The 21,388-nt window shown below is 71.8% G+C and carries 19 protein-coding genes; 7 read left to right on the top strand and 12 right to left on the bottom strand.

Annotated features, from left to right (window positions below):
- Positions 1–2: 2 nt before the first annotated feature.
- The 10 genes from ACWPXE_RS29430 to ACWPXE_RS29385 are packed head-to-tail and all read right to left on the bottom strand — an operon-like array spanning position 3 to position 9,321.
- Positions 3–851 carry a tetratricopeptide repeat protein gene (locus tag ACWPXE_RS29430; protein WP_454020672.1) on the bottom strand — a complete coding sequence of 283 codons (849 nt, stop codon included), beginning with the start codon at positions 849–851 and terminating at the stop codon, positions 3–5.
- Complete coding sequence (locus ACWPXE_RS29425; RefSeq protein WP_454020671.1) at positions 848–1,858, bottom strand: type II secretion system F family protein; 1,011 nt, start codon at positions 1,856–1,858, stop codon at positions 848–850. Before ACWPXE_RS29425 ends, ACWPXE_RS29430 begins: the two co-directional genes overlap by 4 nt.
- Positions 1,855–2,820, bottom strand: coding sequence for a type II secretion system F family protein (locus ACWPXE_RS29420; RefSeq protein ID WP_454020670.1), 966 nt, complete (start codon positions 2,818–2,820; stop codon positions 1,855–1,857). The genes ACWPXE_RS29425 and ACWPXE_RS29420 overlap by 4 nt, the downstream gene beginning before the upstream one ends.
- Positions 2,821–2,836: 16 nt before the next feature.
- Entirely contained in the window at positions 2,837–4,231 is a 1,395-nt protein-coding gene (locus ACWPXE_RS29415; RefSeq protein ID WP_454020669.1) for a CpaF family protein, read from the bottom strand.
- Complete coding sequence (locus ACWPXE_RS29410) at positions 4,228–5,439, bottom strand: AAA family ATPase (RefSeq protein WP_454020668.1); 1,212 nt, start codon at positions 5,437–5,439, stop codon at positions 4,228–4,230. Before ACWPXE_RS29410 ends, ACWPXE_RS29415 begins: the two co-directional genes overlap by 4 nt.
- Positions 5,436–6,101 carry a CpaD family pilus assembly protein gene (locus ACWPXE_RS29405; protein WP_454020667.1) on the bottom strand — a complete coding sequence of 222 codons (666 nt, stop codon included), beginning with the start codon at positions 6,099–6,101 and terminating at the stop codon, positions 5,436–5,438. Before ACWPXE_RS29405 ends, ACWPXE_RS29410 begins: the two co-directional genes overlap by 4 nt.
- A gap of 23 nt (positions 6,102–6,124) precedes the next feature.
- Positions 6,125–7,600 carry a type II and III secretion system protein family protein gene (locus tag ACWPXE_RS29400; RefSeq protein WP_454020666.1) on the bottom strand — a complete coding sequence of 492 codons (1,476 nt, stop codon included), beginning with the start codon at positions 7,598–7,600 and terminating at the stop codon, positions 6,125–6,127.
- A gap of 31 nt (positions 7,601–7,631) precedes the next feature.
- Positions 7,632–8,510, bottom strand: a complete 879-nt coding sequence (gene cpaB, locus ACWPXE_RS29395; RefSeq protein WP_454020665.1) for a Flp pilus assembly protein CpaB — start codon at positions 8,508–8,510, stop codon at positions 7,632–7,634.
- The gene (locus ACWPXE_RS29390) at positions 8,501–9,073 is read right to left on the bottom strand and encodes an A24 family peptidase (protein WP_454020664.1); all 573 of its coding nucleotides are present in this window, start codon (positions 9,071–9,073) and stop codon (positions 8,501–8,503) included. Before ACWPXE_RS29390 ends, cpaB begins: the two co-directional genes overlap by 10 nt.
- A 35-nt stretch (positions 9,074–9,108) precedes the next feature.
- Positions 9,109–9,321 carry a Flp family type IVb pilin gene (locus tag ACWPXE_RS29385; RefSeq protein ID WP_454020663.1) on the bottom strand — a complete coding sequence of 71 codons (213 nt, stop codon included), beginning with the start codon at positions 9,319–9,321 and terminating at the stop codon, positions 9,109–9,111.
- A 719-nt stretch (positions 9,322–10,040) separates the two neighbouring features.
- Here ACWPXE_RS29385 and ACWPXE_RS29380 point away from each other — a divergent pair.
- The 7 genes from ACWPXE_RS29380 (at position 10,041) to ACWPXE_RS29350 (ending at position 18,357) form a co-directional block, all read left to right on the top strand.
- The gene (locus tag ACWPXE_RS29380) at positions 10,041–11,210 is read left to right on the top strand and encodes a cytochrome-c peroxidase (protein WP_454020662.1); all 1,170 of its coding nucleotides are present in this window, start codon (positions 10,041–10,043) and stop codon (positions 11,208–11,210) included.
- A gap of 174 nt (positions 11,211–11,384) precedes the next feature.
- A complete protein-coding gene (locus tag ACWPXE_RS29375) occupies positions 11,385–12,665 on the top strand; it encodes an imelysin family protein (protein ID WP_454020661.1) in 1,281 nt (426 codons plus the stop codon).
- Between the two features lie 150 nt (positions 12,666–12,815).
- Positions 12,816–14,072, top strand: a complete 1,257-nt coding sequence (locus ACWPXE_RS29370; RefSeq protein WP_454020660.1) for a di-heme oxidoredictase family protein — start codon at positions 12,816–12,818, stop codon at positions 14,070–14,072.
- 33 nt (positions 14,073–14,105) lie between these two features.
- Positions 14,106–15,218 carry an imelysin family protein gene (locus ACWPXE_RS29365; RefSeq protein ID WP_454020659.1) on the top strand — a complete coding sequence of 371 codons (1,113 nt, stop codon included), beginning with the start codon at positions 14,106–14,108 and terminating at the stop codon, positions 15,216–15,218.
- 3 nt (positions 15,219–15,221) lie between these two features.
- Complete coding sequence (locus tag ACWPXE_RS29360) at positions 15,222–16,346, top strand: DUF1513 domain-containing protein (protein WP_454020658.1); 1,125 nt, start codon at positions 15,222–15,224, stop codon at positions 16,344–16,346.
- 136 nt (positions 16,347–16,482) lie between these two features.
- On the top strand, positions 16,483–16,740 hold the full coding sequence (locus tag ACWPXE_RS29355; RefSeq protein ID WP_149167507.1) for a hypothetical protein: 258 nt from the start codon (positions 16,483–16,485) through the stop codon (positions 16,738–16,740).
- Between the two features lie 33 nt (positions 16,741–16,773).
- Entirely contained in the window at positions 16,774–18,357 is a 1,584-nt protein-coding gene (locus ACWPXE_RS29350; RefSeq protein ID WP_454020975.1) for a gamma-glutamyltransferase family protein, read from the top strand.
- 42 nt (positions 18,358–18,399) lie between these two features.
- Here the strand turns inward: ACWPXE_RS29350 and ACWPXE_RS29345 are convergent, their stop codons facing one another.
- Positions 18,400–19,740, bottom strand: coding sequence for an amidase (locus ACWPXE_RS29345; RefSeq protein WP_454020657.1), 1,341 nt, complete (start codon positions 19,738–19,740; stop codon positions 18,400–18,402).
- A gap of 38 nt (positions 19,741–19,778) precedes the next feature.
- The gene (locus tag ACWPXE_RS29340) at positions 19,779–20,846 is read right to left on the bottom strand and encodes an Ldh family oxidoreductase (protein WP_454020656.1); all 1,068 of its coding nucleotides are present in this window, start codon (positions 20,844–20,846) and stop codon (positions 19,779–19,781) included.
- Between the last annotated feature and the right edge of the window lie 542 nt (positions 20,847–21,388).

Here is a 21,388-nt window from a genome sequence, read left to right as displayed (position 1 = left end):
CCTCACGGTTTGAAGGCGACGAACTGGCGCGCCGTCTCGTAGAAGGCCAGATTCGAGCGGACGTTGGCGTCGTCGAGGTCGAGCCGGGCCACGCGGGCCGCCGCCTCCCGATCGCCCTTCAGCCCGTAGGCCAGCGCGAGGTTCTGGCGCACGCGGGGGGAGTCCACCCCGCCTTGGACCAGCCCTTCCAGAATCGCCACGCCCTCCGCGCTGCCGTTCAGCGCCAGCGACAGGCCGAGGTTTGCCATGGCCGCCGTGTTGTTCGGCTCCGCCTTCAGGACGTGGCGGTACTCGCCCTGGGCCTCCGCGTGCCGCCCGGCGAGGTCGAGGGCGACGCCGCGGTTCAAGCGGGCGCGCAGGTCGTCGTCGTTGCGGCGGAGCAGGGCGTCGAAGCGGTTCAGCGCATCGGCGGGACGGTTGGCGCGAACCAGCGCGCGGCCCAGCGCCGTCTGCACCTCCACATTGTCGGGCACCGCGGCGGCGGCCTTCTGGAGCTCGACCACCGCGTCGGCGGCGGACCCGCTCTCCGACAGGGTTTCACCCAGCCCGAGCAGGGCGCCGACATGGCCCGGCGCCTGATCCAGCACCGCCCGGTAGAAGCGCACCGCGGAGCCGGTGTTGCCGGCCTCCTGGGCGGCGCGGGCGAGGCGGAGCTGCACGCGCGCCTTGTCGTCCAGCGTGGCGTTGGCCGTCGGGCCGCTCTTCGACCCCACCGGCCCGCCGCCCGGCGCCGAGGCGCAGGCGCTGACCGACAGCAGCAGGAGGGCGGCGGCCGCGGCGCGGCCCAGACCGGAGAGACGCTTGCGGGTCGGGCGCTGGCTGGACGGGAGGAGGGACGGGGTGGCGATCATGGCTGACCTCCCTTGGTCTGGCTGTGGGGCGGGTTGGAGTGGGATTGGCTGGAATGGGTTGGCTGGCTGGTGCCGGCGCTGTCGAAGCTGCGCGAGACGTCGAGCATGGCGGGGCCGCCGACGACGATGAAGACGCAGGGCAGGATGAAGACCACCATGGGCAGGGTCAGCAGCACCGGCAGGCGGGCCGCCTTCTCCTCGAACCGGGCGAGGCGCTGGGCGCGCATCTCCCCGGCCAGGACGCGCAGCGCCTGGGCCAGCGGCGTGCCGTAGCGCATGGCCTGGATCAGCGTCGTCGCCATGCCGCGCACGCCCTCCATGTCCAGCCGGGCGGCCAGATTGTTGAGTGCGCCGCCGCGGTCGGACAGCACGCGCATCTCCGCCGCGGTGGCCGACAGCTCGGCGCTCAGCGCCGGGTAGGCGGTCGCCACCTCGCGGGCCACGCGGTCCACCGCCGCTTCCAGGCCGAGGCCGGCCTCGCCGCAGATCACCAGCAGGTCGAGCGCGTCGGGCAGGCCGTTGCGCACCTCCTCCAGACGGCGGTCGCGCATCCGGCCCAGCGCCAGATCGGGCAGCCGCCAGCCGAGCAGGGCGCCGGCCACCACCTGCGCCGCCGCACCCGGCGCGCCGATCAGCGAGGGCAGCAGGTCCCCCGCCGCCGCAGGGACCAGCGCCATCCCGGCGCCGATGCACAGCAGCTTGATGCCGAGCAGGGAATAGAGGTGGCCGGGCTGGTTGTAGCCGGCGGCGATCAGGCTCTTGCGCATCCGCTCCCGGTCGGTGGAACCGACGAGCGGTGTGCGGGCCAGCGTGGCGCCGATCCGGCTCAGCAGGCTGCGGCGCTCCGTCTCCGGGGCGGCGGAGAGCGCGGTTCCGGCGCGCAGGCGCTCCAGCCGGGCCAGCAGCCGCTCGCGCAGCGCGCAGGAGCGCAGCCCGGCCACACCGGTCAGGATCATCAGGACGCCGAAGCCGAGCAGGACCGGCTGCGGGATCAGGCCGCCGCTCATGACAGGGTCTTCCGGATGAGGAGCTGCATGGAGCCGACGCCGACCAGCAGCAGCCCGCCGGCCACCATCAGCATCGTCTGGCCGCTCGGCTCGTCGATCAGCCGCCACGCGTAGTCGGGGTTCAGCATCGCCATGCCGCCGCCGGCCAGGAAGGGCAGGGCGGCCAGCACGGCGGCGGAGCTGCGCGCCTCCGACGTCAGGGCGCGGGTGCGCATCTGCACGCGGCGGCGCTGGCGGATCATGTCGGCCAGATTCTCCAGCGGCTCCGTCAGGTTGCCGCCGGTCTCCCGCTGCAGCAACAGGGTGACGACGAAGAAGCGGAACTCCGGCAGGCGGACATTGGCGGCGGCGCGGGTCAGCACGGTTTCCAGGTCGATGCCCATGGCCGTCTCGTCGACGATGCGGCGGAACAGCGGGGCGATCGGCTCGGACAGCTCGGTGCCGACCATGCGCAGGCTTTCCGAGACCGGGATGCCGGCGCGGGTGGCGCGGACGACGAGGCTGATCGCGTCGGGAAGCTGATTCATCAACGCCTCCAGCATCTTGCGACGGCTGGCGGCGAAGACGAGGCGGGGGGTGACCAGCAGGGCCACAGCGGCGGTGGTCGTGGCGCCCGCGTCGCCCATCACCGGCCCGCCCAGCCACCAGCACAGGCCGGCGGCGATCACGGCGTACAGAAGCGCCCGCCACAGCCGGATGCCCGGCGGCAGATAGACGGTCTGGCGCCGCGCGTAGAAACGCGACATGCGCCGCTTCACCCGGTCGGCGATGGTCAGGGGGCCGGCGCCGGTGATGTCGGGGCTGCCGTCCTCCACCACGGACCGCGCCTCGGCCGACAGGGCGGCCAGCCGGCGGCGCAGCGCCTTGCGGCGGCGGAACGCGCGCAGGGTGGACAGGGCGAAGAGCAGCGTCCCGACGCCGAGGAGGAGGGTGGCGAGCTGAAGGGCCTGGATGCGGTCCATCGCGTGTTCCCTCCCGCTACAGGCCGGTGGTGGCGGTGTTCCAGGCCGCCTCCTGCCCGAAATAGGCCAGCCGGTCGGCGAAGCGCGGGCGCAGGCCGGTGGCGGCGTAGCGCCCCTCCAGGATGCCGTCGCGGTTCTCGCCGCGGAACTCGAAGGTGAAGAGGTCCTGGGTCAGGATCACGTCGCCCTCCATGCCGACCAGCTCGGTGACGTGGGTGATGCGGCGCACGCCGTCGCGCATTCGCTGGACCTGGACGATGACGTTGACCGCCCCGGCGATCTGCTGGCGGATGGCCCGGCTGGGCAGGTTCATCCCGGCCATCAGCACCATGTTCTCGACGCGGCTCAGCGCGTCGCGCGGGTTGTTGGCGTGGATGGTCGACATCGACCCGTCATGGCCGGTGTTCATGGCCTGGAGCATGTCGAAGGCCTCCGCCCCGCGCACCTCGCCGATGATGATGCGGTCGGGCCGCATGCGCAGGGCGTTGCGGACGAGGTCGCGCTGCGTCACCTGCCCTTGGCCCTCCAGGTTGGGCGGGCGCGTCTCCAGCCGGACGACGTGGGGCTGCTGGAGCTGGAGTTCGGCCGCGTCCTCGATGGTGATGACGCGCTCAGTCGCCTCGATGGGGCGGGACATGGCGTTGAGCAGCGTCGTCTTGCCCGAGCCGGTGCCGCCGGAAATGATGACGTTCAGCCGGCAGCGCCCGATGATCTCCAGCGCGCGGGCCATCGGCTCGGACATGCTGCGGAACTCCACCAGTTCGCGGAAGCCGATGGTGCGGCGGGCGAATTTGCGGATGGAGATGCAGGCGCCGTCGAGCGCCAGCGGCGGCACCACGATGTTGACGCGGCTGCCGTCGGCCAGCCGGGCGTCGACCATCGGGCTGGATTCGTCCACCCGCCGCCCGACCGCCGAGGCGATGCGCTGCGCGATGTTCAGCAGATGCCCGGCGTCGCGGAAGCGCACCGGCATTTCCACCAGCTTGCCGCGCTGCTCGGCGAAGGTGCGGGAGGGGCCATTGACCATGATGTCGGTGATCGCGTCGTCGGCCAGCAGCGGTTCCAGCGGCCCCAGCCCGATCATGTCGTGGACCAGCTCCGTCGCCAGCGTGGCCTGCTCGCGCCCGTTCAATTGGCTGCGGCTGGTGGTGGCGATGTCGTCGATCAGCCGCTCGACCAGCGGGCGTAGCGTCTCCGCCGGCATGTCGGCGATGGTCGCCGGGTCGATGCGGGCCAGCACCTGGGACCGGATGTCGTTCAGCGAGCGGTTGACCGGGCGCAGCGCGGCCGGTGGCGGCGGGACGGGCGCCGCCGCCGGTGCGGCGACCGGGGCGGGCTTCGGCTCCCCGGGCGGCGGGCTGGCGACCGTCAGGGAGGGGGGTGCGGCCTTGCGGCCGAACAGCGTGCTCATCGCCGCACCCAGCGGCGGAACAGGCCGTCCTGGGCGGCGGGCTGGCCGGCGACGTCGGCGCCCAGCCGCTCCATCGCCTCGCGGAAGCGGCGGCAATGGCGGAAGGCCGGCTCGCCGACGCCCGCGGCGACGGCCAGCGGTACCGGGCGGTAGGGCAGGGCGTGCTCCGGCGGCTCGCCCAGCGTGCGCATCAGGTCCGCCGCGGGAAGCTCCCCGGGGGCGCCGCGCCGGTTCAGGACGGTGACGAGACGTCCGCCGCCGGACCGGCGCGCGATGGCGGCGCGCAGCCGCACCAGATCGCGCAGGCCGGCGACGCTGGCGTCGCCGACCAGGACCGCGATGGACGCCGCCTCCAGCGCAGCGCGGGCGGCCCCGCCCTGGGCGCGGCCGGCGTCCACGACGACGTAGTTGTGGCGGGCCTGAAGACGGTTCAGCACCGACAGGGCCGCGGTCGGCGCGATGTCGATCACGTCCTCCACCGGCTCCTCCGCCGCCAGAACGGACAGCCGGTCGGAGGCGGCGACCATGGCGCGCTCCATGAACACGTCGTCCACACGGTCGGGGGCCTCGACCGCCTCGCGCAGCGCCGGCTCGGGCCGCAGGTTGAGGGCCAGCGCCACCGTGCCGTTCTGCAGGTCGAGGTCGACCAGCGCCGTGCGCCCGCGCGCCCCGTCGGCCAGCCAGCAGCCCAGATGCACCGCGACCGTCGTCGTCCCCACGCCGCCGCGCGCGCCGACCACCGCCACCAGCTTGCCCAGCCGTCCCGGCGCCTCGTCCGCCCCGCTGCCGGCGCCGGCGGCGCGCAGCGCCCCCTCCAGCAGATCGCGGGACAACGGCTTGAACAGATAGTCGGTGACTCCGATCCGGCGCAGGTCGCGGTAGAGGCCGATGTCGTTGCTGTCGCCGACCGCGATGACCCGCACCGACGGGTCGCAGACTCCGGCCAGCGCCTCCATGGCGGCCAGCGGGTCGGCGACGCCGGACAGATCGACCAGCAGCAGATCCGGCGAGCGCTGGCGAGCGAGATCGCGGACGGCGCTGCGGATGTCGCCGGTCCGCACCTCGCAGGGCAGCAGGGACGGGGCTGCGCTGCTCAGCAGGGCGGCGCTGGCCGCGTCGGCGACGTAGGCGAGCAGGCGGGGACCGGTGCCGCGGGCGGCGTCGGCCGGCGACGGCGCGTCGCCGAGAAGGGTGGCGAGCAGGCTCATTGCTCCTCCTGGCTTCCGTTCAGGGCGGGGGACAGCACGAAGGCGCTGGTGCCGTTGCCCTTCACGAAGGGCTTCACTTGGTCGGCGCGGTAGCGCTGGACGGCGCCGGCCATGCGCTGGCCGTCGGCAGGCACGGTCTCGCGGCCCTGCACCAGGTCGCGCGGGTCGGCCAGCATCAGAGCGAGGTTGCGCCGGTTGCTGCAGCCCAGCGCCTCGGTCGGGCTGTTCTGGTACCAGCCGCTGTAGATGTCGCTCCACGCCGCGCAGTCCGGGGCCAGCGCGACGTAGCTGGTCACCTGGAGCGCCGGGGCGCCGGTCTGGTCGGGGGTGAAGGTGACGTTCTCCGGCGGCACGCCGGCCGCGCCCAGCAGGGAGGCGACGGCGGACCGCGCCGGGGCGGCCAGCAGCGGACCGGTGACCGTCACATGGGGGGTGGTGTCGCGGCCGAGCCCGGCCACCGTGCGGACCACCCGGCCGCGCTCCTCCGCCGCGATGGCGCCGCTGCGCGGGTCGATGGCGAAGGGGACGGTGTTGCTGAGCGCCCTCACGGCGGGTACTTGGGCGGTGGGCATCGGCGGGGGAGTCTGCGGCACGGCGCAGCCGCCCAGCAGACCCGTGAGGAGTGGCAGAAGCAGCATCGGCGTTCGCATGGCTTTGGACATGGCGCTGTGCTCCGCGAAAGGGGTCATTGGAGGCTGAAGCCGGCGTCGCCGTGCAGGCGGGCGGCGCCCGGCCCGATCACCATCGGGGCGGCGAGCGGGGCGGTGCCGGCCGCGCTGCTGCCGCCGGCCGGGGGCTGCAGGCTCTGGGCGCGGTTCAGGAAGATGCGCTCCACGTCGGTCGCCGCGACGAAGCCGTCGGTGGGGGCGGACAGGGCGTTGGCGGCGGACACCGGGCGGACGAGGTAGGGGGTCACGACGATGACCAGCTCCGTCTCGTTGCGGCGGAACTTGCTGGAGTGGAACAGCGCCCCCAGCACCGGCACGTCGCCCAGCCCCGGCACGGCGTCCAGCGTCGCCGAGGTGTTGTTCTGGAGCAGGCCGGCGATGGCGAAGCTCTGCCCGCTGGCCAGCTCGATGGTCGTCTCGGCGCGGCGCACCGACAGGCCGGGGATGCGGATGGAGTCGACCACGACGGCGCCGTTGTTGGTCAGCTCGCTGACCTCCGGGCGGACGCGCATGCTGATCTGGCCGCCGCCCAGCACGGTGGGGGTGAAGTCCAGGCTGACGCCGTATTTCTTGAACTGGATGGTGGTGGTGCGGTCGTACTGGGCGACCGGGATGGGGAACTCGCCGCCGGCCAGGAAGCTGGCGGTCTCGCCGGACAGGGCGGTCAGGTTCGGCTCGGCCAGCACGGTGATCAGCCCGTCCTCGGCCAGCGCGTCCACCACCGTGTTGATGTCCACCCGCCCGTTGCTGGAGCGGTAGCTGCCGCCGAAGGAGTTGGTCGGCGGGAGGGCGCGGATCAGGTTGCCGGCTGCGTCGAGAATGGGGCGCCCGGTGGCGATCCCGAAGGCGAAGGAGCCGATGTTGAACATGCTCTCGAAATTGACGCCCAGTTCCTTGGTTACCTGGCGCGACACCTCGGCGACGCGGACCCGCAGGTTCACCTGGGCGGGGGAGGCGACGGTCAGGCGGTTGGTGACGGTCTGCCCCTGCCCGACGTAGCGCTCGGCCAGCTCGACCATCTGCCGCGCCGTGGCGGGGGAGGAGACGGTGCCGGTCAACGTGATGCCGTTGCCGGTGCTCTGCACGTCGATGGCGGCGTTGGGGACCTGGGCGACCAGCTTCGACCGCAGGTCGCCGACCGGCATGGTGACGACGACGCTGAAGGCGGCGAGTGGCTTGTTGTCCGCCGAGAGGGCGTAGACGCTGGCCCGTCCCGGCGTCTTGGCAACGATGAAGAAGGCCTGCGGGCCGGACGCCTGCACGTCGGCGATCTCCGGGGCGGAGGTGAAGACGCTGGCCGCCGGGGCCGGCAGGTTGACCGGCTGTCCGCCGCCGACCTCCAGCGTGATCTCGCGGGGGCGCTGCTGCGCCTGGGATTGCTGGGATTGGGCGGGCGCCGCGGCCAGCGCCGCGAACAGCCCGGCCAGGAGGGCCGCCCCCATGATCCTGAGGGCCGCGACCCGGCTTGTGGTGTTGATGGTTGCCATCGTCATGACTTCGTCCCCCCTGGGTCGGCGCACCGGTTCAGCGTTCGAGCGTTTCCGTCTTGGAGCCGCGGATGATGAGCAGCGGCGGGCGGCGGGCGGCGGGCGCCTCCGCGCTGTGGGGTGCGGGAAGCTGGCGCAGGGCGGGCGACACGTCTTCGGCCCAGGTCGGGGCCGAAGCGGCTTCCGCATCGCCCGCGGCAAGGACGGTCTCGTCGGAAAGCAGGCTGCGCAGCGCCAGCGACAGCTTGCCCATCGCGGCGGCGACGGTGACCGTCTCGCTCTGACGGGCGGTGACCTCCAGCGTCACGGTGCGGGGGATGCGTCCGTCCGGCCCGTTCTTCGCCATGCCCGCCTCGCCGAGCTGCTGGTCGATGGCGATAACGCGCAGGTTCTGGAGCACGGTTTCGCCGACCGCCCGGCTGCGCAGGTCGCGCCCTGCCTGGGATTCGAAATTCTGGGTCAGGATCAGATCCACGCGGTCGCCGGGCCAGATCAGCCCGCCGGTCGCGCTGACCGCGTCCACCGCCACCGAGACGGCGCGGCTGCCCGGCGACAGGACGGCGGCGAGGAAGCCGCGCTCCCCCGGCGCGACGATGTGGCCGGCCATGATCGGCTCGCCCGCCGCGAAGGACCGGCGGGTGACGGCGCCGCTGTAGGCGCTTTCGGCAACGCGGCCCCGCACCATGTAGCCGTCGCCGAGGCGACCCGGCGGCCAGGGCTCCCAGCGCAGATCCTCGGCGCGCAGAAGCATGCCGGTGGAGATCGGGCGGGCGGCGACCAGCACGGAATCCATGGGCGCCTGGGGCGCCGGGACCGCGACGGCGGCGGTCGGGGCCGGCAGCATCGAGAAGGACACGTAGCCCACCAGCGACAGCCCGACGAGCAGCAGGGACAGGAAAAGCACTCTCAGAACCATGCCGCTCCTCCGGTGGGGTTGGAGAGGGTGAGCAGCCCGCCGGCGGCCAGGGCGACGCCGTAGGGCACGGAATGGCGGGTGGCGATGCGGTGCGCCTCGGCCGCCAGGAGATGGGCAACGATCCGGGCCGGGCCGGGCTGGCCGCCGAAGAAGCGCAGCAACCGGCGCGCCGGGCGCGCGTTGCGCAGGGCGAGCCATCCGGCGAGATAGAGAAGGGAGAGCACTCCGCCGGCCAGCGCGGTGGTGGTCGCGAAGGGGGCGGCCCGCTCCACCCCGACCAGCAGCAGGATGGCCGAGGCCAGCTTCACGTCCCCGCCGCCCAGCCAGCCCCGCCCATGAAGGGCACACAGGATGAGGAACAGCGTGGCGGCGGCGGCAAGGCTGGCCCAGGGAAAGGGGGCGCCCTGCCACAGCGGAAGCGCGAGACCGAGGCTGGCGAGGAGGATCGACACCGTGTCCGGAATGATGCGCCGGCACAGGTCGTCCGCCGCCGCCCAGCCCAGCGCAAGCCCCGCCATGGGCAGTACCAGGGAGAGGGGATCGAAGACCGCGATCGTATCCATGGCGGGAGCTTTGCGTGGGAGGGGAGGAGCGGTGTTTACGGAATTTTCGTCGAGGTGCCGCTGACCGTGGAGCCGATGCCGGTGAACAGGGTGCTGACGTTGGTGCCGAAGGTGCGGGCGCCGCCGATGATGACCAGCGCGACAAGTGCCGCCGCCAGACCGTATTCGAGGGCCGTGATGCCCTTGCGGTCCTTGGTGGCGGCCTGGACCGGGGAAATGATGGCGCGGATGTTGGCGAACAGGGTCATTGATTTTCTCCGTTGATAATTGTTATGCGAAGGGTTTTTGCTTCGACATTGTGAAGCGGAGGGGCTGATTACTGATTTTCAGGGAATGCACGGCGTCTGTGATTTCAGGATGTCGAAAGCCGGTATTTTAATAAACCTATCGATTGGGGTAGTCCGGCGGGCCGGCATCGTTGTCTTTGCGATCCGCAACGCAACTTTTAGCGCTGCCTTCAGGCAAAGTGCAGGAATCGCCATGTGCAGCGGCGTCGGGTCAAAGAAACGGGAAGGAGAGCGCAACGCGGGGGCGTGAATGACAATCGGATTGCTTTGAAAGGAAATGATTAGAATTTGAAGTGATTATCGAGCTATGCCGGGATTGTGCCGGCACCGGGGCCGCCACTCCCTTCGTAGCGTGCGGAGCATTTGGAGTCCCGACGGTGGTGGCGCCTCTCCCCGGAATGGTGGCAGGCCTGCCGGTTGGCGAAGCAGAGTCGGTAGCCGGGTCGGGGTACCCTTTTCCGTCAGACCGAAGCGCCCGGACCGGATCGTCCGTCCGGGAACGGGGCCGGACGAATGGGGCGAGGGGTTAATCCCGCCGGTCCTACGACCAGTGGCAATAGGTCGCATGTTCGTGATAATGAGAATAACTATCATCCAGGCCGAAGGGCATGGATACTGACCGGCAGGCCCCGCCATGGATTGCCGCCGCGGGCCACCGCCGTCAAGGAGCGAGAGTCAGGATGTCATTGTTCGGCAAGTATGTCGCGCCGGCCGCGGCGCTGTCCGCCCTGTTGATCGCCGGTGGCTCCGGCTTGGCCGCCGATCCGGCGGAGATGCAGAAGGCGGACCTGCAGAAGGCCAAGGCCGAGCTGGGCAAGGCGCTGTTCTTCGACAACAACCTGTCCTCCACCCGCAGCCAGTCCTGCGCGACCTGCCACAACCCGGAGTTCGGCTTCGCCGACCCGCGCGGCGCGGCGTCGCTGGGAGCCGACGGCAAGTCGCTGGGCGACCGCAACGCGCCGACCGCCGCCTATGCCCACCTTTCCCCGCGCTTCGGCTTCAAGGCCAGCGGGGTTCCCTTCGGCGGGCAGTTCCACGACGGCCGGGCCGCCACTCTCCAGGAGCAGGCCGGCGGCCCGCCGCTGAACCCCGCCGAGATGGCCATGGCCTCCAAGGCGGAGGTGCAGGGGCGGTTGAAGGAGAACGCCGACTACGCGCGGAGTTTCGTCGCCCTCTATGGCGCGGGGGTGCTGGACGACGCCGACCGCGCTTATGACGCGATGACCGACAGCATCGCCGCCTTCGAGACGACCGACGTCTTCTCGCCCTTCGATTCCAAGTACGACCGTTATCTGCGCGGCGAATACAAGATGACCGGCGAGGAGGAGCTGGGGATGACCCTGTTCTTCTCGCAGCAGTTCACCAACTGCAACGTCTGCCACAAGCTGAACGCCATGCCGGCGGCGAAGAACGAGGTCTTCACCAACTACGAGTACCACAACATCGGCGTTCCGGTGAACGCGGAGCTGCGGGCGGCCAACGGGGTGGCGGCGACGCACATCGACCGCGGGCTGGCCGAGAATCCGGCGCTGAAGGGCCAGAAGGCGCATGAGGGGAAATTCAAGACGCCGACCCTGCGCAACGTCGCGGTGACCGGCCCCTACATGCACAACGGCGTCTTCAAGGACCTGGAGACCGTCGTCCGCTTCTACAACAAGTACAACAGCACCAAGCCGGCGGACCAGATCAATCCCGAAACCGGCAAGCCCTGGGCCAATCCGGAAATCGCCGCCACCGTCTCCATCAAGGAGCTGGAGGAGGGGCCGGCGCTCGACGACCGCCGAATCAAGGCGCTGGTCGCCTTCATGAAGACGCTGACCGACGCCCGCTACGAACCGCTGGTGAAGTGAGCGTGGGTGGGCGGGGCCGCCGCGATGGCCCCGCCGTCCGCCGCAAATTCGGCAATGCGCAGCCTGCTTGGCAATTGCATCTTGACAATAAGAGTGATTAGCGGCGCATGTTGAGAATGCTTCGCACTTTCATGGCTCTCACGCCAACGATCACCGACGCTTGAGGAGACCTTCATGTTCAAGCACGCCTCCGGCCTTGCCGCCGCGGCTCTCATCGCGCTGGCGCCGCTCGCCGCCGACGCTCAGTCGTCCAAGCCCGCCTACAAGGACGTGGTGAAGACCTACGCCGACATCGCCCAGGCCAGCTACGAGGACTCCGCCAGCACCGCCAAGGCGCTGAAGAAGGCCGTCGACGCGCTGGTGGCCAACCCGTCGGAGGCGACGCTGGCCGCCGCTCGCACGGCGTGGCTGAACGCCCGCGTCCCCTACATGCAGACTGAGGCCTTCCGCTTCGGCAACCCGATCGTCGACGAGTGGGAAGGCAAGGTCAACGCTTGGCCGCTGGACGAGGGCCTGATCGACTATGTGGACGACGGCTATGCTGGCGGCGACAGCAACCCGTTCGCCAAGGCCAACGTGATCGCCAACCCGAAGATCAAGGCCGGCGACAAGACCATCGACGCCCGCAAGATCACCAAGGAGCTGCTGGCCGACAAGCTGCACGAGGCCGGCAAGGTCGAGGCCAACGTGGCGACCGGCTACCACGCCGTCGAGTTCCTGCTGTGGGGCCAGGACCTGAACGGCACGGGTCCGGGAGCCGGCGACCGTAAGGCGACCGACTACGCCAAGGGCAAGGACTGCACCAACGGCAACTGCGACCGCCGCGCCCAGTTCCTGACCGTCGCCACCCAGATGCTGGTCGAGGATCTGGAGGAGATGGCCAAGGCCTGGGGCGCCAAGGGTAAGGCCCGCGCGTCCGTCGCCAAGGCCAAGGAGTCGGAGGGCGTTGCCCGCATCCTGACCGGCCTCGGCAGCCTCAGCTACGGCGAGCTGGCCGGCGAGCGCATGAAGCTCGGCCTCATGCTGCACGATCCGGAGGAGGAGCATGACTGCTTCTCCGACAACACCCACAACTCGCACTATTACGACCAGATCGGCATGGTCAACGTCTACAGCGGCCGCTACACCCGCGTGGACGGCAAGGTCGTGACCGGCCCGTCGCTGTCGCAGTATGTCGCCGCCACCGCGCCGGAGGCCGACGCCAAGGTGAAGGAGGCGATGACCGCCACCACCGCTGCGATGAAGGTCATGAAGGACACCGCCGACAGCGGCAAGATGGCCTACGATCAGATGATCGGCACCGACAACGCCGAGGGCAACGCGATCATTTCGACCGCGGTGGACCGTCTGGTCGACCAGAAGAAGGCCCTGGAAGGCGTCGTCGCCGCCCTGGGCGTCTCGGTCGAGCTGGCCGGTTCGGACAGCCTCGACAACCCGTCGGCCGTCGGCAAGTAAGCCGGCGGGCCACGGGTTGCGGTCCCTCTTTCCCGCGTGGGGCGGCGTTGTCCGCTCCCCGCCGACCGCCCGCGCGGGGGAGGGACCGCAGCCCGGCCTTTTCGTCTTTATGAAATGGGGCACTCCGCCCGACCGATGCCCGCCCGACCGATGAAAGCCCGCCTCGCCTTCCTGCTCGCTCTGCTGCCGGCCCTGCCGGCGGTGGCGGGCGACCTCGACGTCCGGATCGGCGAAAAGCTGTTCCGGAGGATGTGGGTCAGCGCCCCCACGGTGACGCACGCCAACGACGGGCTGGGTCCGCTCTACGACGCCCGCTCCTGCGCCGCCTGCCATCCGGCGGCCCGTCAGGGGCGCCCGCCCGACCCCGATACGCCCGACGACCGCGGCGTCGGCTACGCGCTGAAGCTCAGTGGCGATCCCGTCTATGGGCGGCAGATCCAGACCAACGCGGTGCTCGGCTTCGCCATCGAGGGCAAGCCCGTCCTGACCTACCGCGAGGAGACGGTGCGATTCCCCGACGGCGACACGGCGACGCTGCGCCGCCCGCTGGTGACCGTCATCGACCTCAATTACGGACCGCTGGCCGAGGCAACGGCGATCTCCGCCCGCATCGCCCCGTCCGTGCGCGGCATGGGCCTGCTGGAGCGCATTCCCGAGGCCGACATCCTGTCCGGCGCCGATCCGGAGGACCGCGACGGCGACGGCATCGCCGGACGCCCCAACTGGGTGGCGCCGGAGGGCACACGGCAACTCGGCCGCTTCGGTTGGAAGGCCGTCCACCCGACGCTGCACCGCCAGAATTCTGAGGCCTTCAGCCTCGACATCGGCATGTCGACCCCGGCCTATCCCGAGCCCTGGGGCGACTGCACCCCGGCGCAGACCGAATGCCGGAACGCCCCGCACGGCGACTCCCCGCAGTATGAGGGGCTGGAGATCCCCTCCACGGTGATCGGGCTGATCGACGGTTATCTGCGCACCCTGCCGCCCGACGGCGGGCTGGAGGCGCCGCGTGACACGGCGGGCAGCGCGCTGTTCGCCGCCACCGGCTGCGCGTCCTGCCACCGCCCCTCCTTCACCACGGCGGAGGACGCCGCGCATCCCGCGCTGTCCCGCCGGACGATCTTCCCCTACAGCGACCTGCTTCTCCACGACCTGGGCGAGGATCTGGCCGACGGCGTGGCGATGGGCGAGGCGCGGGGCCGCGACTGGCGCACGACGCCGCTGTGGGGGATGAAGCGGCTGGCGCAGTCCGACGGCACGCTGGCCCTGCTCCACGACGGGCGGGCGCGCAGCGTGACCGAGGCCATCCTGTGGCACGGCGGCGAGGCGGACAGGGCGCGCGGCGCCTTCATGGCCCTGCCGCGCGGCGACCGGGAAAAGTTGGTGCGTTTCGTTCTGGGGCTCTAAAGTCCACACGGTTTGAATGGCATAGGTGATGAGATGCAACGCCGCCGCATGATCGGCCTGATGTCGGCCGCCGCCCTGTCGATCCTCCTGCCGGGCAAGCTCGCCCTGGCGGCGCGGGAGCCGGCGGGGGACGCCGCCGTGCTGGGCGGTCTGGTCCGAACCCACGCCCTGCCGCGCTTCGACGCGCTGGCCAGTGCCGCTGGCATCTACGCGGAGCGGCTGGCCCAGTTCACCGCGGCGCCGACGGCGGACGGGCTGGAAAGCTGCCGCGCCGCCCACCGCGCCGTTTACGAGGCTTGGGCCGGCGTCCAGCACCTGCGCGCCGGCCCGCTGTCGATGGAGCTGCGCGCCGACCGCATCGCCTTCTGGCCGGAGCGGGCCGGGGTGGTGCAGCGCCAGATCCTCGCCATGCTGAAGGCCCGCGATCCGAAGCTGCTGGAGCCGGGCGGGCTGGCCCGCCAGAGCGCCGCGGTGCAGGGGCTGACCGCGCTGGAGCGGCTGCTGTTCGACGAGGGCGTCACCGCCGCTGGTTTCCAGGGGGATGAGGCCGGACGCTTCCGCGGCGCGCTGGCCGCCGCGGTGGCGCAGAACGTCCTCGCCATCACCCGCGAGGTCCGCGACGGCTGGAAGGCGCTGGAGGCGCCGCTGACCGCCGGAGAACAGACCGCGCTCGGCCCCGACGCCGGGTCCGCGGTCAACGTCCTGTTCACCGGGGCGCTCACCGCCCTGCAGGTGGTCGCCGACCAGAAGCTGCTGGCGCCGCTCGGCCCCAACGCCGGGGAAGCCAAGCCCGCGGTGGCCGAGGCGCTGCGCAGCGGCCAGTCGGCGCGCAACGTCCGCATCAACCTGGAGGCGCTGCGCGCGCTGCTGCTGGGCGAGGGCGGCGGTCCCGGCCTGACCGCGCTGCTGCCCGCCGGCGACGCCGGGACCCAGGCCCGCCGCGCGCTGGAGGAGGGCTTCACCGCCGCGATCCGCGCCGCCGAGGCGATCCCCGCCCCGATCAACGTCGCCGTCACCGATCCGGCCAAGCGCAAGACCGTGGAGGCCACCCTGCAACGGGCCAAGGACCTGCGCAACCTGCTGACCGGCACGGTGGCGCCGCTGCTGGACATCAGCATCGGCTTCAATGAACTGGATGGAGACTGAGCGATGGACGCGACCCGCCGGGGCACCCTGCTGCTGATTGGCGGCGGCCTGCTTGGAGGAGGGCTGCTTGGTGCCCTCCTGGGGCCGGCGCGGGCGGAGACCGCCGGGGGGACGCTGTTCCTCAACGCCTACGCCACCGCGACGGCATCGCCGGAGTATGGCGTGGCGGCGCTGGACGGAGCGGGCGGCGTGCGCTTCACCACCCCGACTCCGGGCCGCGCCCATGGCATCGTCCCGCACCCGACGCGGGCCGAGGCGGTCGCCTTCGCCCGCCGTCCGGGGCGCTGGTTCATGCCGCTGTCCTTGGTTGACGGGCACCCGGGGCCGGTGATCCGCGCGCCGGAGGACCGCCGCTTCACCGGCCATGGCGCCTTCTCCACCGACGGGCGGCTGCTCTACGTGGCGGAGGACGATGTGCCGCGCGAGACCGGGTCGATCGGCGTCTACGACGCGATGGACGGCTACCGCCGTGTCGGCGCGATGCCGACCCACGGGCTGGGGCCGCACGAGCTTCTGATGATCGCGGACGGCACGGTCCTGGCGGTCGGCAACGGCGGCGTCATCACCCACCCGGACACCGGCCGGGCCAAGCTGAACCTGGACGAGATGGACTCCTCCATCACCTACGTCGAGGTGGCGAGCGGGAAGCTGCTCGATCAGGTGCGCCTGCCGGAGGAGCACGCGAATCTCGGCATCCGCCACATCGCCGCTCTGGCCGACGGCGGCATCGCCTTCGGCGCGCAGGACGAGCGGCCCGTCGGCATGCTCCAGCCGCTGACCGGCACGCACCGTCCGGGTGGCGGCGCGGTGCGCCTGTTCGAGACGCCGGACGACGAGCTGTCCCGCTTCGAGGGCTACATCGGCAGCGTCGCCGCCGACAAGGGCAAGGTCGCGGCCAGTTCGCCCAAGGGCGGCATCATCGGGCTGTGGGACGACGCCACCGGCGCGTGGCTGGGGTCGGCGGCGCTGCCCGACGGCTGCGGCATTGCCCCGGATGGCGACGGCTTCCTGGCGAGCAGCGGGCTGGGCAATCTCCGGACCGTCGGCGCGGCGCCGGACCTGCCGGGCGACGGCCTGCGGCTGGCCGACTTCCGCTGGGACAATCATATGACTCGTTTTGCCATATGACTCGTTTTGCCACCTGACGCGCCGTCCGTAAGGTCTTCTATGAAAAAGCGCCGGGCGGCGGCCTGTACGGTGGCCCGCCGCCCGCGGTGCTGGTAGGCTTGGGAACACTGCCGCCAAGACACTGCCGCCGGACGCCATGATCGTTGATGAATATCTGGGGTTTCGCGCCGGGGACGAGGTTCTCGACCTTGCGGAGCTGACCGCCGGAACCGCGCGCATCAAGGAACTTCACCTCGTGCCCAGCGACTGGGCGAACGGGCCGACCGTCATCGCCGTGATGGTCAACGGCGCCGAGCGTTACGTCATCCAACTCAAGAAGGTGCACGCCCACGGCGCGGAAGAGCCGGAGGTGCGGGGACGCCGCGTGGTCCCCCTGCGCCGCAGCCCGCATTGATCCTCTTCCCCCGGTCCGGAGGCTTCCATCGTGATGCGTGACTTCTGCCGGCCCGGACGGTCGGCGCTGGTGGCGGCGGAGGCCGCGGTGGCCACCTCGCACCCGCTGGCGAGCGCGGCGGCCCTTGAGATCCTGGCGGCGGGCGGCAACGCCGTGGACGCGGCCATCGCCGCCGTCGCTGTGCAATGCGTGGTCGAGCCGCACATGACCGGCATCGGCGGCGATGCCTTCGCCCTCTACGCCCCGGCGAACGGGCCGGTGGTCGCCCTGAACGGCAGCGGGCGCGCTCCCGCCGCCGCGAGCGTGGAGCGTCTGGCCGGGCTGGGCGTCACCGGCGAGATCCCGCGCCACGGCGCCCACGCGGTCACCGTGCCGGGCGCCGTCGCCGCCTGGACGCGGCTGCACGCCGACCACGGGCGGCTTTCGCTCGACCGGATCTTCCTCCGCGCCATCCGCTACGCCGAGGAGGGCTACGGCGTCTCCCCGCGGGTGGCCCGGGATTGGGCGGCGGCGGTCCCCCTTCTGGCGGCGGACGAGGGCTGCCGCGCCGTCTTCCTGCCCGGTGGCCGCGCCCCGCGCGCCGGGGAACGCCATGCCCAGCCCTTGCTCGGCCAGCGGCTGCGCGACATCGCGGCGCACGGGGCGGCGGCCTTCTACACGGGGGCGACGGCGGAGTCGCTGGTCGGCTTCCTGCGCGCCCGCGGCGGGTTGCACACGCTGGACGACTTCGTGGCGGCGCAGGACGGGGCGGAGTATGTGACGCCCATCGCGACCGACTACCGCGGATATGAGATTCTCGAGTGCCCGCCGAACGGCCAGGGCCTCGCCGCGCTGATGATCCTGAACGCGCTGGGCGGCTTCGACCTGTCGCCGTCGGTCGGCGACGCGGACCGCCACCATCTGCAGGCCGAGGCGACCAAGCTCGCCTACCACCACCGCGACGTCCTGGTGGGGGAGGGCGGACCGGACGCCGCCGCGGCGCTGCTGTCCGCGGAGGCGACGGCGGCGCTGCGCCGCCGCATCAACCCGGCCCGCGCCCAGCCCCCCGCGCTGTGGACGGAGGCGGAGCACAAGGACACGGTCTGCCTCAGCGTGGTCGACCGCGACGGCAACGCCATCTCCTTCATCAACTCGATTTTCCACAGCTTCGGCAGCGTGCAGCTCGACCCGGCGACCGGCGTCCTCCTGCACAGCCGCGGCACCTCCTTCCGCCTGACTGAGGGGCACCCCAACGCCCTGGCGCCGCGCCGCCGCCCGCTGCACACCATCATCCCCGGCCTGATCCGCAAGGACGGGCGCGCGGTCTGCCCCTTCGGCGTGATGGGCGGCCATTATCAGGCGGCCGGGCACGGCGCCTTCGTATCGGCGGTGCTCGACCGCGGGTTGGACGTCCAGACCGCCATCGACCAGCCGCGCAGCTTCGCCTTCAACGGGGTTCTGGAGATCGAACCCACCGTGGCGGAGGACACCGCGGCGGAACTGGCGCGCCGCGGCCACGCGGTGGTCCGCCGGGACGAGGCGATGGGCGGTGGGCAGGCGATCTGGATCGACCACGCGGCCGGCCTGCTGATCGCCGGCTCGGACCACCGCAAGGACGGCTGCGCCTTGGGGTTTTGATGGGGGCCTCTTGGGAGGGGCGGTTGCGCCGCCCCCCTCGCGTCAGGCGCCCACCACCGGTTCCACCGCCGCGGCGATGGACAGCAGACGGCGGTCGGCCCCCGCCGCGCCGACCAGCATCAGGCCGCTGGGCAGGTCGCCGGCGCGCTGCATCGGCAGGCTGATGGCGCAGCGGTCCAGAAAATTGAACAGCGCGCAGTTGCGCAGCAGCAGCAGGTTCAGTCGTGCGAACTCCGCATCATCGGCGAAGGCGTCGATGCGCGGCGCCAGCAGCGGCACGGTCGGCATCAGCAGCGCGTCGTAGTCCGCCGTGGTCCGGTCGGTGCGGGCGATCAGGTCGGCGCGGCGCTGAGTGACCTCGATGTAATCGGCGGCGCTCATGGTCCGGCCGCGCTCGATCCGCACGCGGACGCGGGGATCGTAGAGGTCGCCCTTCTCCGCCAGCAGATCGCGGTGCCAGTGGGCCGCCTCCGCCGCGGGCAGGCCGCCCTTGGCGTTGGCCGGGCCGACTTCCGCCAGCTCCGCCATGGGGATGTCGATGATGCGCGCCCCGGCCTCGGACAGGCGGCGGCAGGCGGCGTCGAAGGCGGCGGCCACCGCGTCCTCCATGCCATCCAGGACCACGGTTTGCGGCACGGCGAAGCGCAGCCCGGCCACCCTGACCGGCGGGGGCACCCACTCCGCCTCGCCGGCCAGGACGGCGTCGGCGATGGCGCAGCACTCCACCGTCCGGGCGAGCGGCCCGATGGAATCCAGCGACCAGGACAGCGGCAGGGCGCCGCGCAGCGACACCCGGCGCTGCGTCGGCTTGAAGCCGACGATGCCGCACAGCGCCGCCGGGATGCGGACCGAGCCGCCGGTGTCGGTGCCCAGCGCCAGCGGGACATGGCCGGCCGCCACCGACACCCCGGCGCCCGACGACGAGCCGCCGGGGATGCGCGCGGGATCGGCGGGGTTGCCGGGGGTGCCGTAATGCGGGTTGATGCCGACGCCGGAGAAGGCGAACTCCGTCATGTTGGTCCGCCCCACCACCACCGCCCCGGCGGCGCGCAGCCGGGCCACCGCGTCGGCGTCGCGGTCGGCGGGGGCGGCGCCCTCCAGCGCCCGCGACCCGGCCCGCGTGACGTTCCCGGCCTCGTCGAACAGGTCCTTGACCGAGATCGGCAGGCCGGCCAGCGGGGAGGGGTGCTGCCCGGCCCGGCGCAGCAGGTCCTGGGCGTCCGCCGCCGCGCGGGCCGGCTCGGCGTGCAGGGCGGTGTAGGTCTTGCGCGCCTCCTCGCCTCCGGCCGCGATGGCGGCGAGGGCGGCGTCGACGAGCTGGCGGCTGGTGGTGGCGCCGTCGTCGAGCTGGCGGGACAGGGTGGCGATGGTGGGCGTCGTCATGGCGGGAAACGACCCGGGTTTAAGGGGGGGGAGGGGGGTCAGGCGTCGCCGGCCAGGGGGCGCAGCTCGGCCAGCCGGGCGGGGGCCAGCGGGATGCCGTCGCGCAGGGTGCGGGCGCGGCGGGCGTAGCGGCGCTCGCCCGGCATGCGGTCCTGCCCCGCCTCCTTGACGTTCCCGATGAGGCCGGCGACGCGGTCGGCGAAGGCGCCGGTCCCGCCGCGCTCCGGGTCGATGACGATGAAGAGCTGGCCGGTGCAGGGCGTCTCGGCGCCGGGATGGGCCGACCAATCGACCTCGCGCGAGTATTTGCCGCCGGTCAGCGCCGCCGCCAGCACCTCGATCATGAAGGCGATGGAGCCGCCCTTGTGGCCGCCGAAGGGCAGCAGGGCGCCGCCGTCGAGAACGGCCTTGGGGTCGGTGGTCGGCTTGCCGTCGCGATCCACGCCGGAGCCGGCGGGGATGGTGTGCCCCTCGCGCGCCGCGATGCGCACGTCGCCGTTGGCCATGGAGCTGGCCGCCTGGTCGAACACCATCGGGTCGCCGCCGGCCACCGGGGTGGCGAAGGCCATCGGGTTGGTGCCGTAGACGGCGGCCTTGCCGCCCGGCGGCACGACGCAGGCGAAGCTGTTGACGAAGGAGAGCGCCACCAGCCCCTCCCGCGCGAAGGGCTCGACGTCCGGCCACAGGGCGCTGAAATGGTGGGAGTTGCGGATCGCCATCACGGCGACGCCGTTGTCGCGCACCATCTCCAGGAAACGGTCGCGGGCGGCCAGGAAGGCGGGCTGGGTGAAGCCGTTGGCGGCATCGACGCGCAGGAAGGCGGGACCGGCCTCCTCCACCGTCGGTTCGGCCCGCCCATCCACCCATCCGCTCTTCAGCGAGCCCACATAGCCGGGGATGCGGAACACGCCGTGGCTGGTGGAGCCGTCGCGCTCGCAGGACGCGCAGTTCTCCGCCAGGATCGCCGCCACCCGCTCCGACGCGCCGTGGCGCCGGAAGATGCGCTCCAGAAGGGCCACCAGATCGGCGAAGGCGACGGGGGTCGCGGTGTCCGCGGTCTGGGCGAAGGCCGCGGCGGCGCGGCGGCTGGGGGTTTCGTCACTCATGCTCGTCCCTTCCGGTTCTCGTGCTCTTTGTCTTTGTGCTCGTCTTGCGGGCGCCCCGGACTCTTGCCGGTCCACCGGTCGCCGGGCGCACCATAGCGCGCGGCGGCGGCGCGGGTGAAAGGGAATGGCATCCGCGCGTTCGCAATCGTTCTGCGGGGCCTGGGATTGAAGGACGGGCTTCGTTTGTAATCCTGAATGTGCGTAAATATAACCAACTGACTTTGTTGGCGAATCGGACGGCGACGGGAACCATGTCGCCGCCGGGACCGTTGTCTGGGAGCCTGCCGGCCGACGGCGCATCCGCTGGTCGTCACGGTGCTCCGGCACGGAGGAGCGGCAAATTGCCGCGTTCATCGCCACGCGGGCGTGAAAGCGCGCGGAATCAGCCCTGCCATGCTTCCGGTGGGTGTTGACGGGCAGATGTTGCGGTGCACAATAAGCAATGAACCGGACGAGCATTATAAAATGCTTGTTCTGGATCAAGGTCACGGGCCTGCGTTCCTGTCAAACAGACGGGGACACTGCAGACGCCGGTTGCCGCG

This window comes from Azospirillum sp. Marseille-Q6669 (assembly GCF_965111635.1).
This window is presented reverse-complemented; position numbering and strand designations above follow the sequence as displayed.

What these genes read in the sequence shown, in the direction of transcription:
- ACWPXE_RS29430 (WP_454020672.1), bottom strand. Translation starts at nt 851, where the DNA reads ATGATCGCCACCCCGTCCCTCCTCCCGTCCAGCCAGCGCCCGACCCGC.
- ACWPXE_RS29425 (WP_454020671.1), bottom strand. Translation starts at nt 1,858, where the DNA reads ATGAGCGGCGGCCTGATCCCGCAGCCGGTCCTGCTCGGCTTCGGCGTC.
- ACWPXE_RS29420 (WP_454020670.1), bottom strand. Translation starts at nt 2,820, where the DNA reads ATGGACCGCATCCAGGCCCTTCAGCTCGCCACCCTCCTCCTCGGCGTC.
- ACWPXE_RS29415 (WP_454020669.1), bottom strand. Translation starts at nt 4,231, where the DNA reads ATGAGCACGCTGTTCGGCCGCAAGGCCGCACCCCCCTCCCTGACGGTC.
- ACWPXE_RS29410 (WP_454020668.1), bottom strand. Translation starts at nt 5,439, where the DNA reads ATGAGCCTGCTCGCCACCCTTCTCGGCGACGCGCCGTCGCCGGCCGAC.
- ACWPXE_RS29405 (WP_454020667.1), bottom strand. Translation starts at nt 6,101, where the DNA reads ATGTCCAAAGCCATGCGAACGCCGATGCTGCTTCTGCCACTCCTCACG.
- ACWPXE_RS29400 (WP_454020666.1), bottom strand. Translation starts at nt 7,600, where the DNA reads ATGACGATGGCAACCATCAACACCACAAGCCGGGTCGCGGCCCTCAGG.
- cpaB (WP_454020665.1), bottom strand. Translation starts at nt 8,510, where the DNA reads ATGGTTCTGAGAGTGCTTTTCCTGTCCCTGCTGCTCGTCGGGCTGTCG.
- ACWPXE_RS29390 (WP_454020664.1), bottom strand. Translation starts at nt 9,073, where the DNA reads ATGGATACGATCGCGGTCTTCGATCCCCTCTCCCTGGTACTGCCCATG.
- ACWPXE_RS29385 (WP_454020663.1), bottom strand. Translation starts at nt 9,321, where the DNA reads ATGACCCTGTTCGCCAACATCCGCGCCATCATTTCCCCGGTCCAGGCC.
- ACWPXE_RS29380 (WP_454020662.1), top strand. Translation starts at nt 10,041, where the DNA reads ATGTCATTGTTCGGCAAGTATGTCGCGCCGGCCGCGGCGCTGTCCGCC.
- ACWPXE_RS29375 (WP_454020661.1), top strand. Translation starts at nt 11,385, where the DNA reads ATGTTCAAGCACGCCTCCGGCCTTGCCGCCGCGGCTCTCATCGCGCTG.
- ACWPXE_RS29370 (WP_454020660.1), top strand. Translation starts at nt 12,816, where the DNA reads ATGAAAGCCCGCCTCGCCTTCCTGCTCGCTCTGCTGCCGGCCCTGCCG.
- ACWPXE_RS29365 (WP_454020659.1), top strand. Translation starts at nt 14,106, where the DNA reads ATGCAACGCCGCCGCATGATCGGCCTGATGTCGGCCGCCGCCCTGTCG.
- ACWPXE_RS29360 (WP_454020658.1), top strand. Translation starts at nt 15,222, where the DNA reads ATGGACGCGACCCGCCGGGGCACCCTGCTGCTGATTGGCGGCGGCCTG.
- ACWPXE_RS29355 (WP_149167507.1), top strand. Translation starts at nt 16,483, where the DNA reads ATGATCGTTGATGAATATCTGGGGTTTCGCGCCGGGGACGAGGTTCTC.
- ACWPXE_RS29350 (WP_454020975.1), top strand. Translation starts at nt 16,774, where the DNA reads ATGCGTGACTTCTGCCGGCCCGGACGGTCGGCGCTGGTGGCGGCGGAG.
- ACWPXE_RS29345 (WP_454020657.1), bottom strand. Translation starts at nt 19,740, where the DNA reads ATGACGACGCCCACCATCGCCACCCTGTCCCGCCAGCTCGACGACGGC.
- ACWPXE_RS29340 (WP_454020656.1), bottom strand. Translation starts at nt 20,846, where the DNA reads ATGAGTGACGAAACCCCCAGCCGCCGCGCCGCCGCGGCCTTCGCCCAG.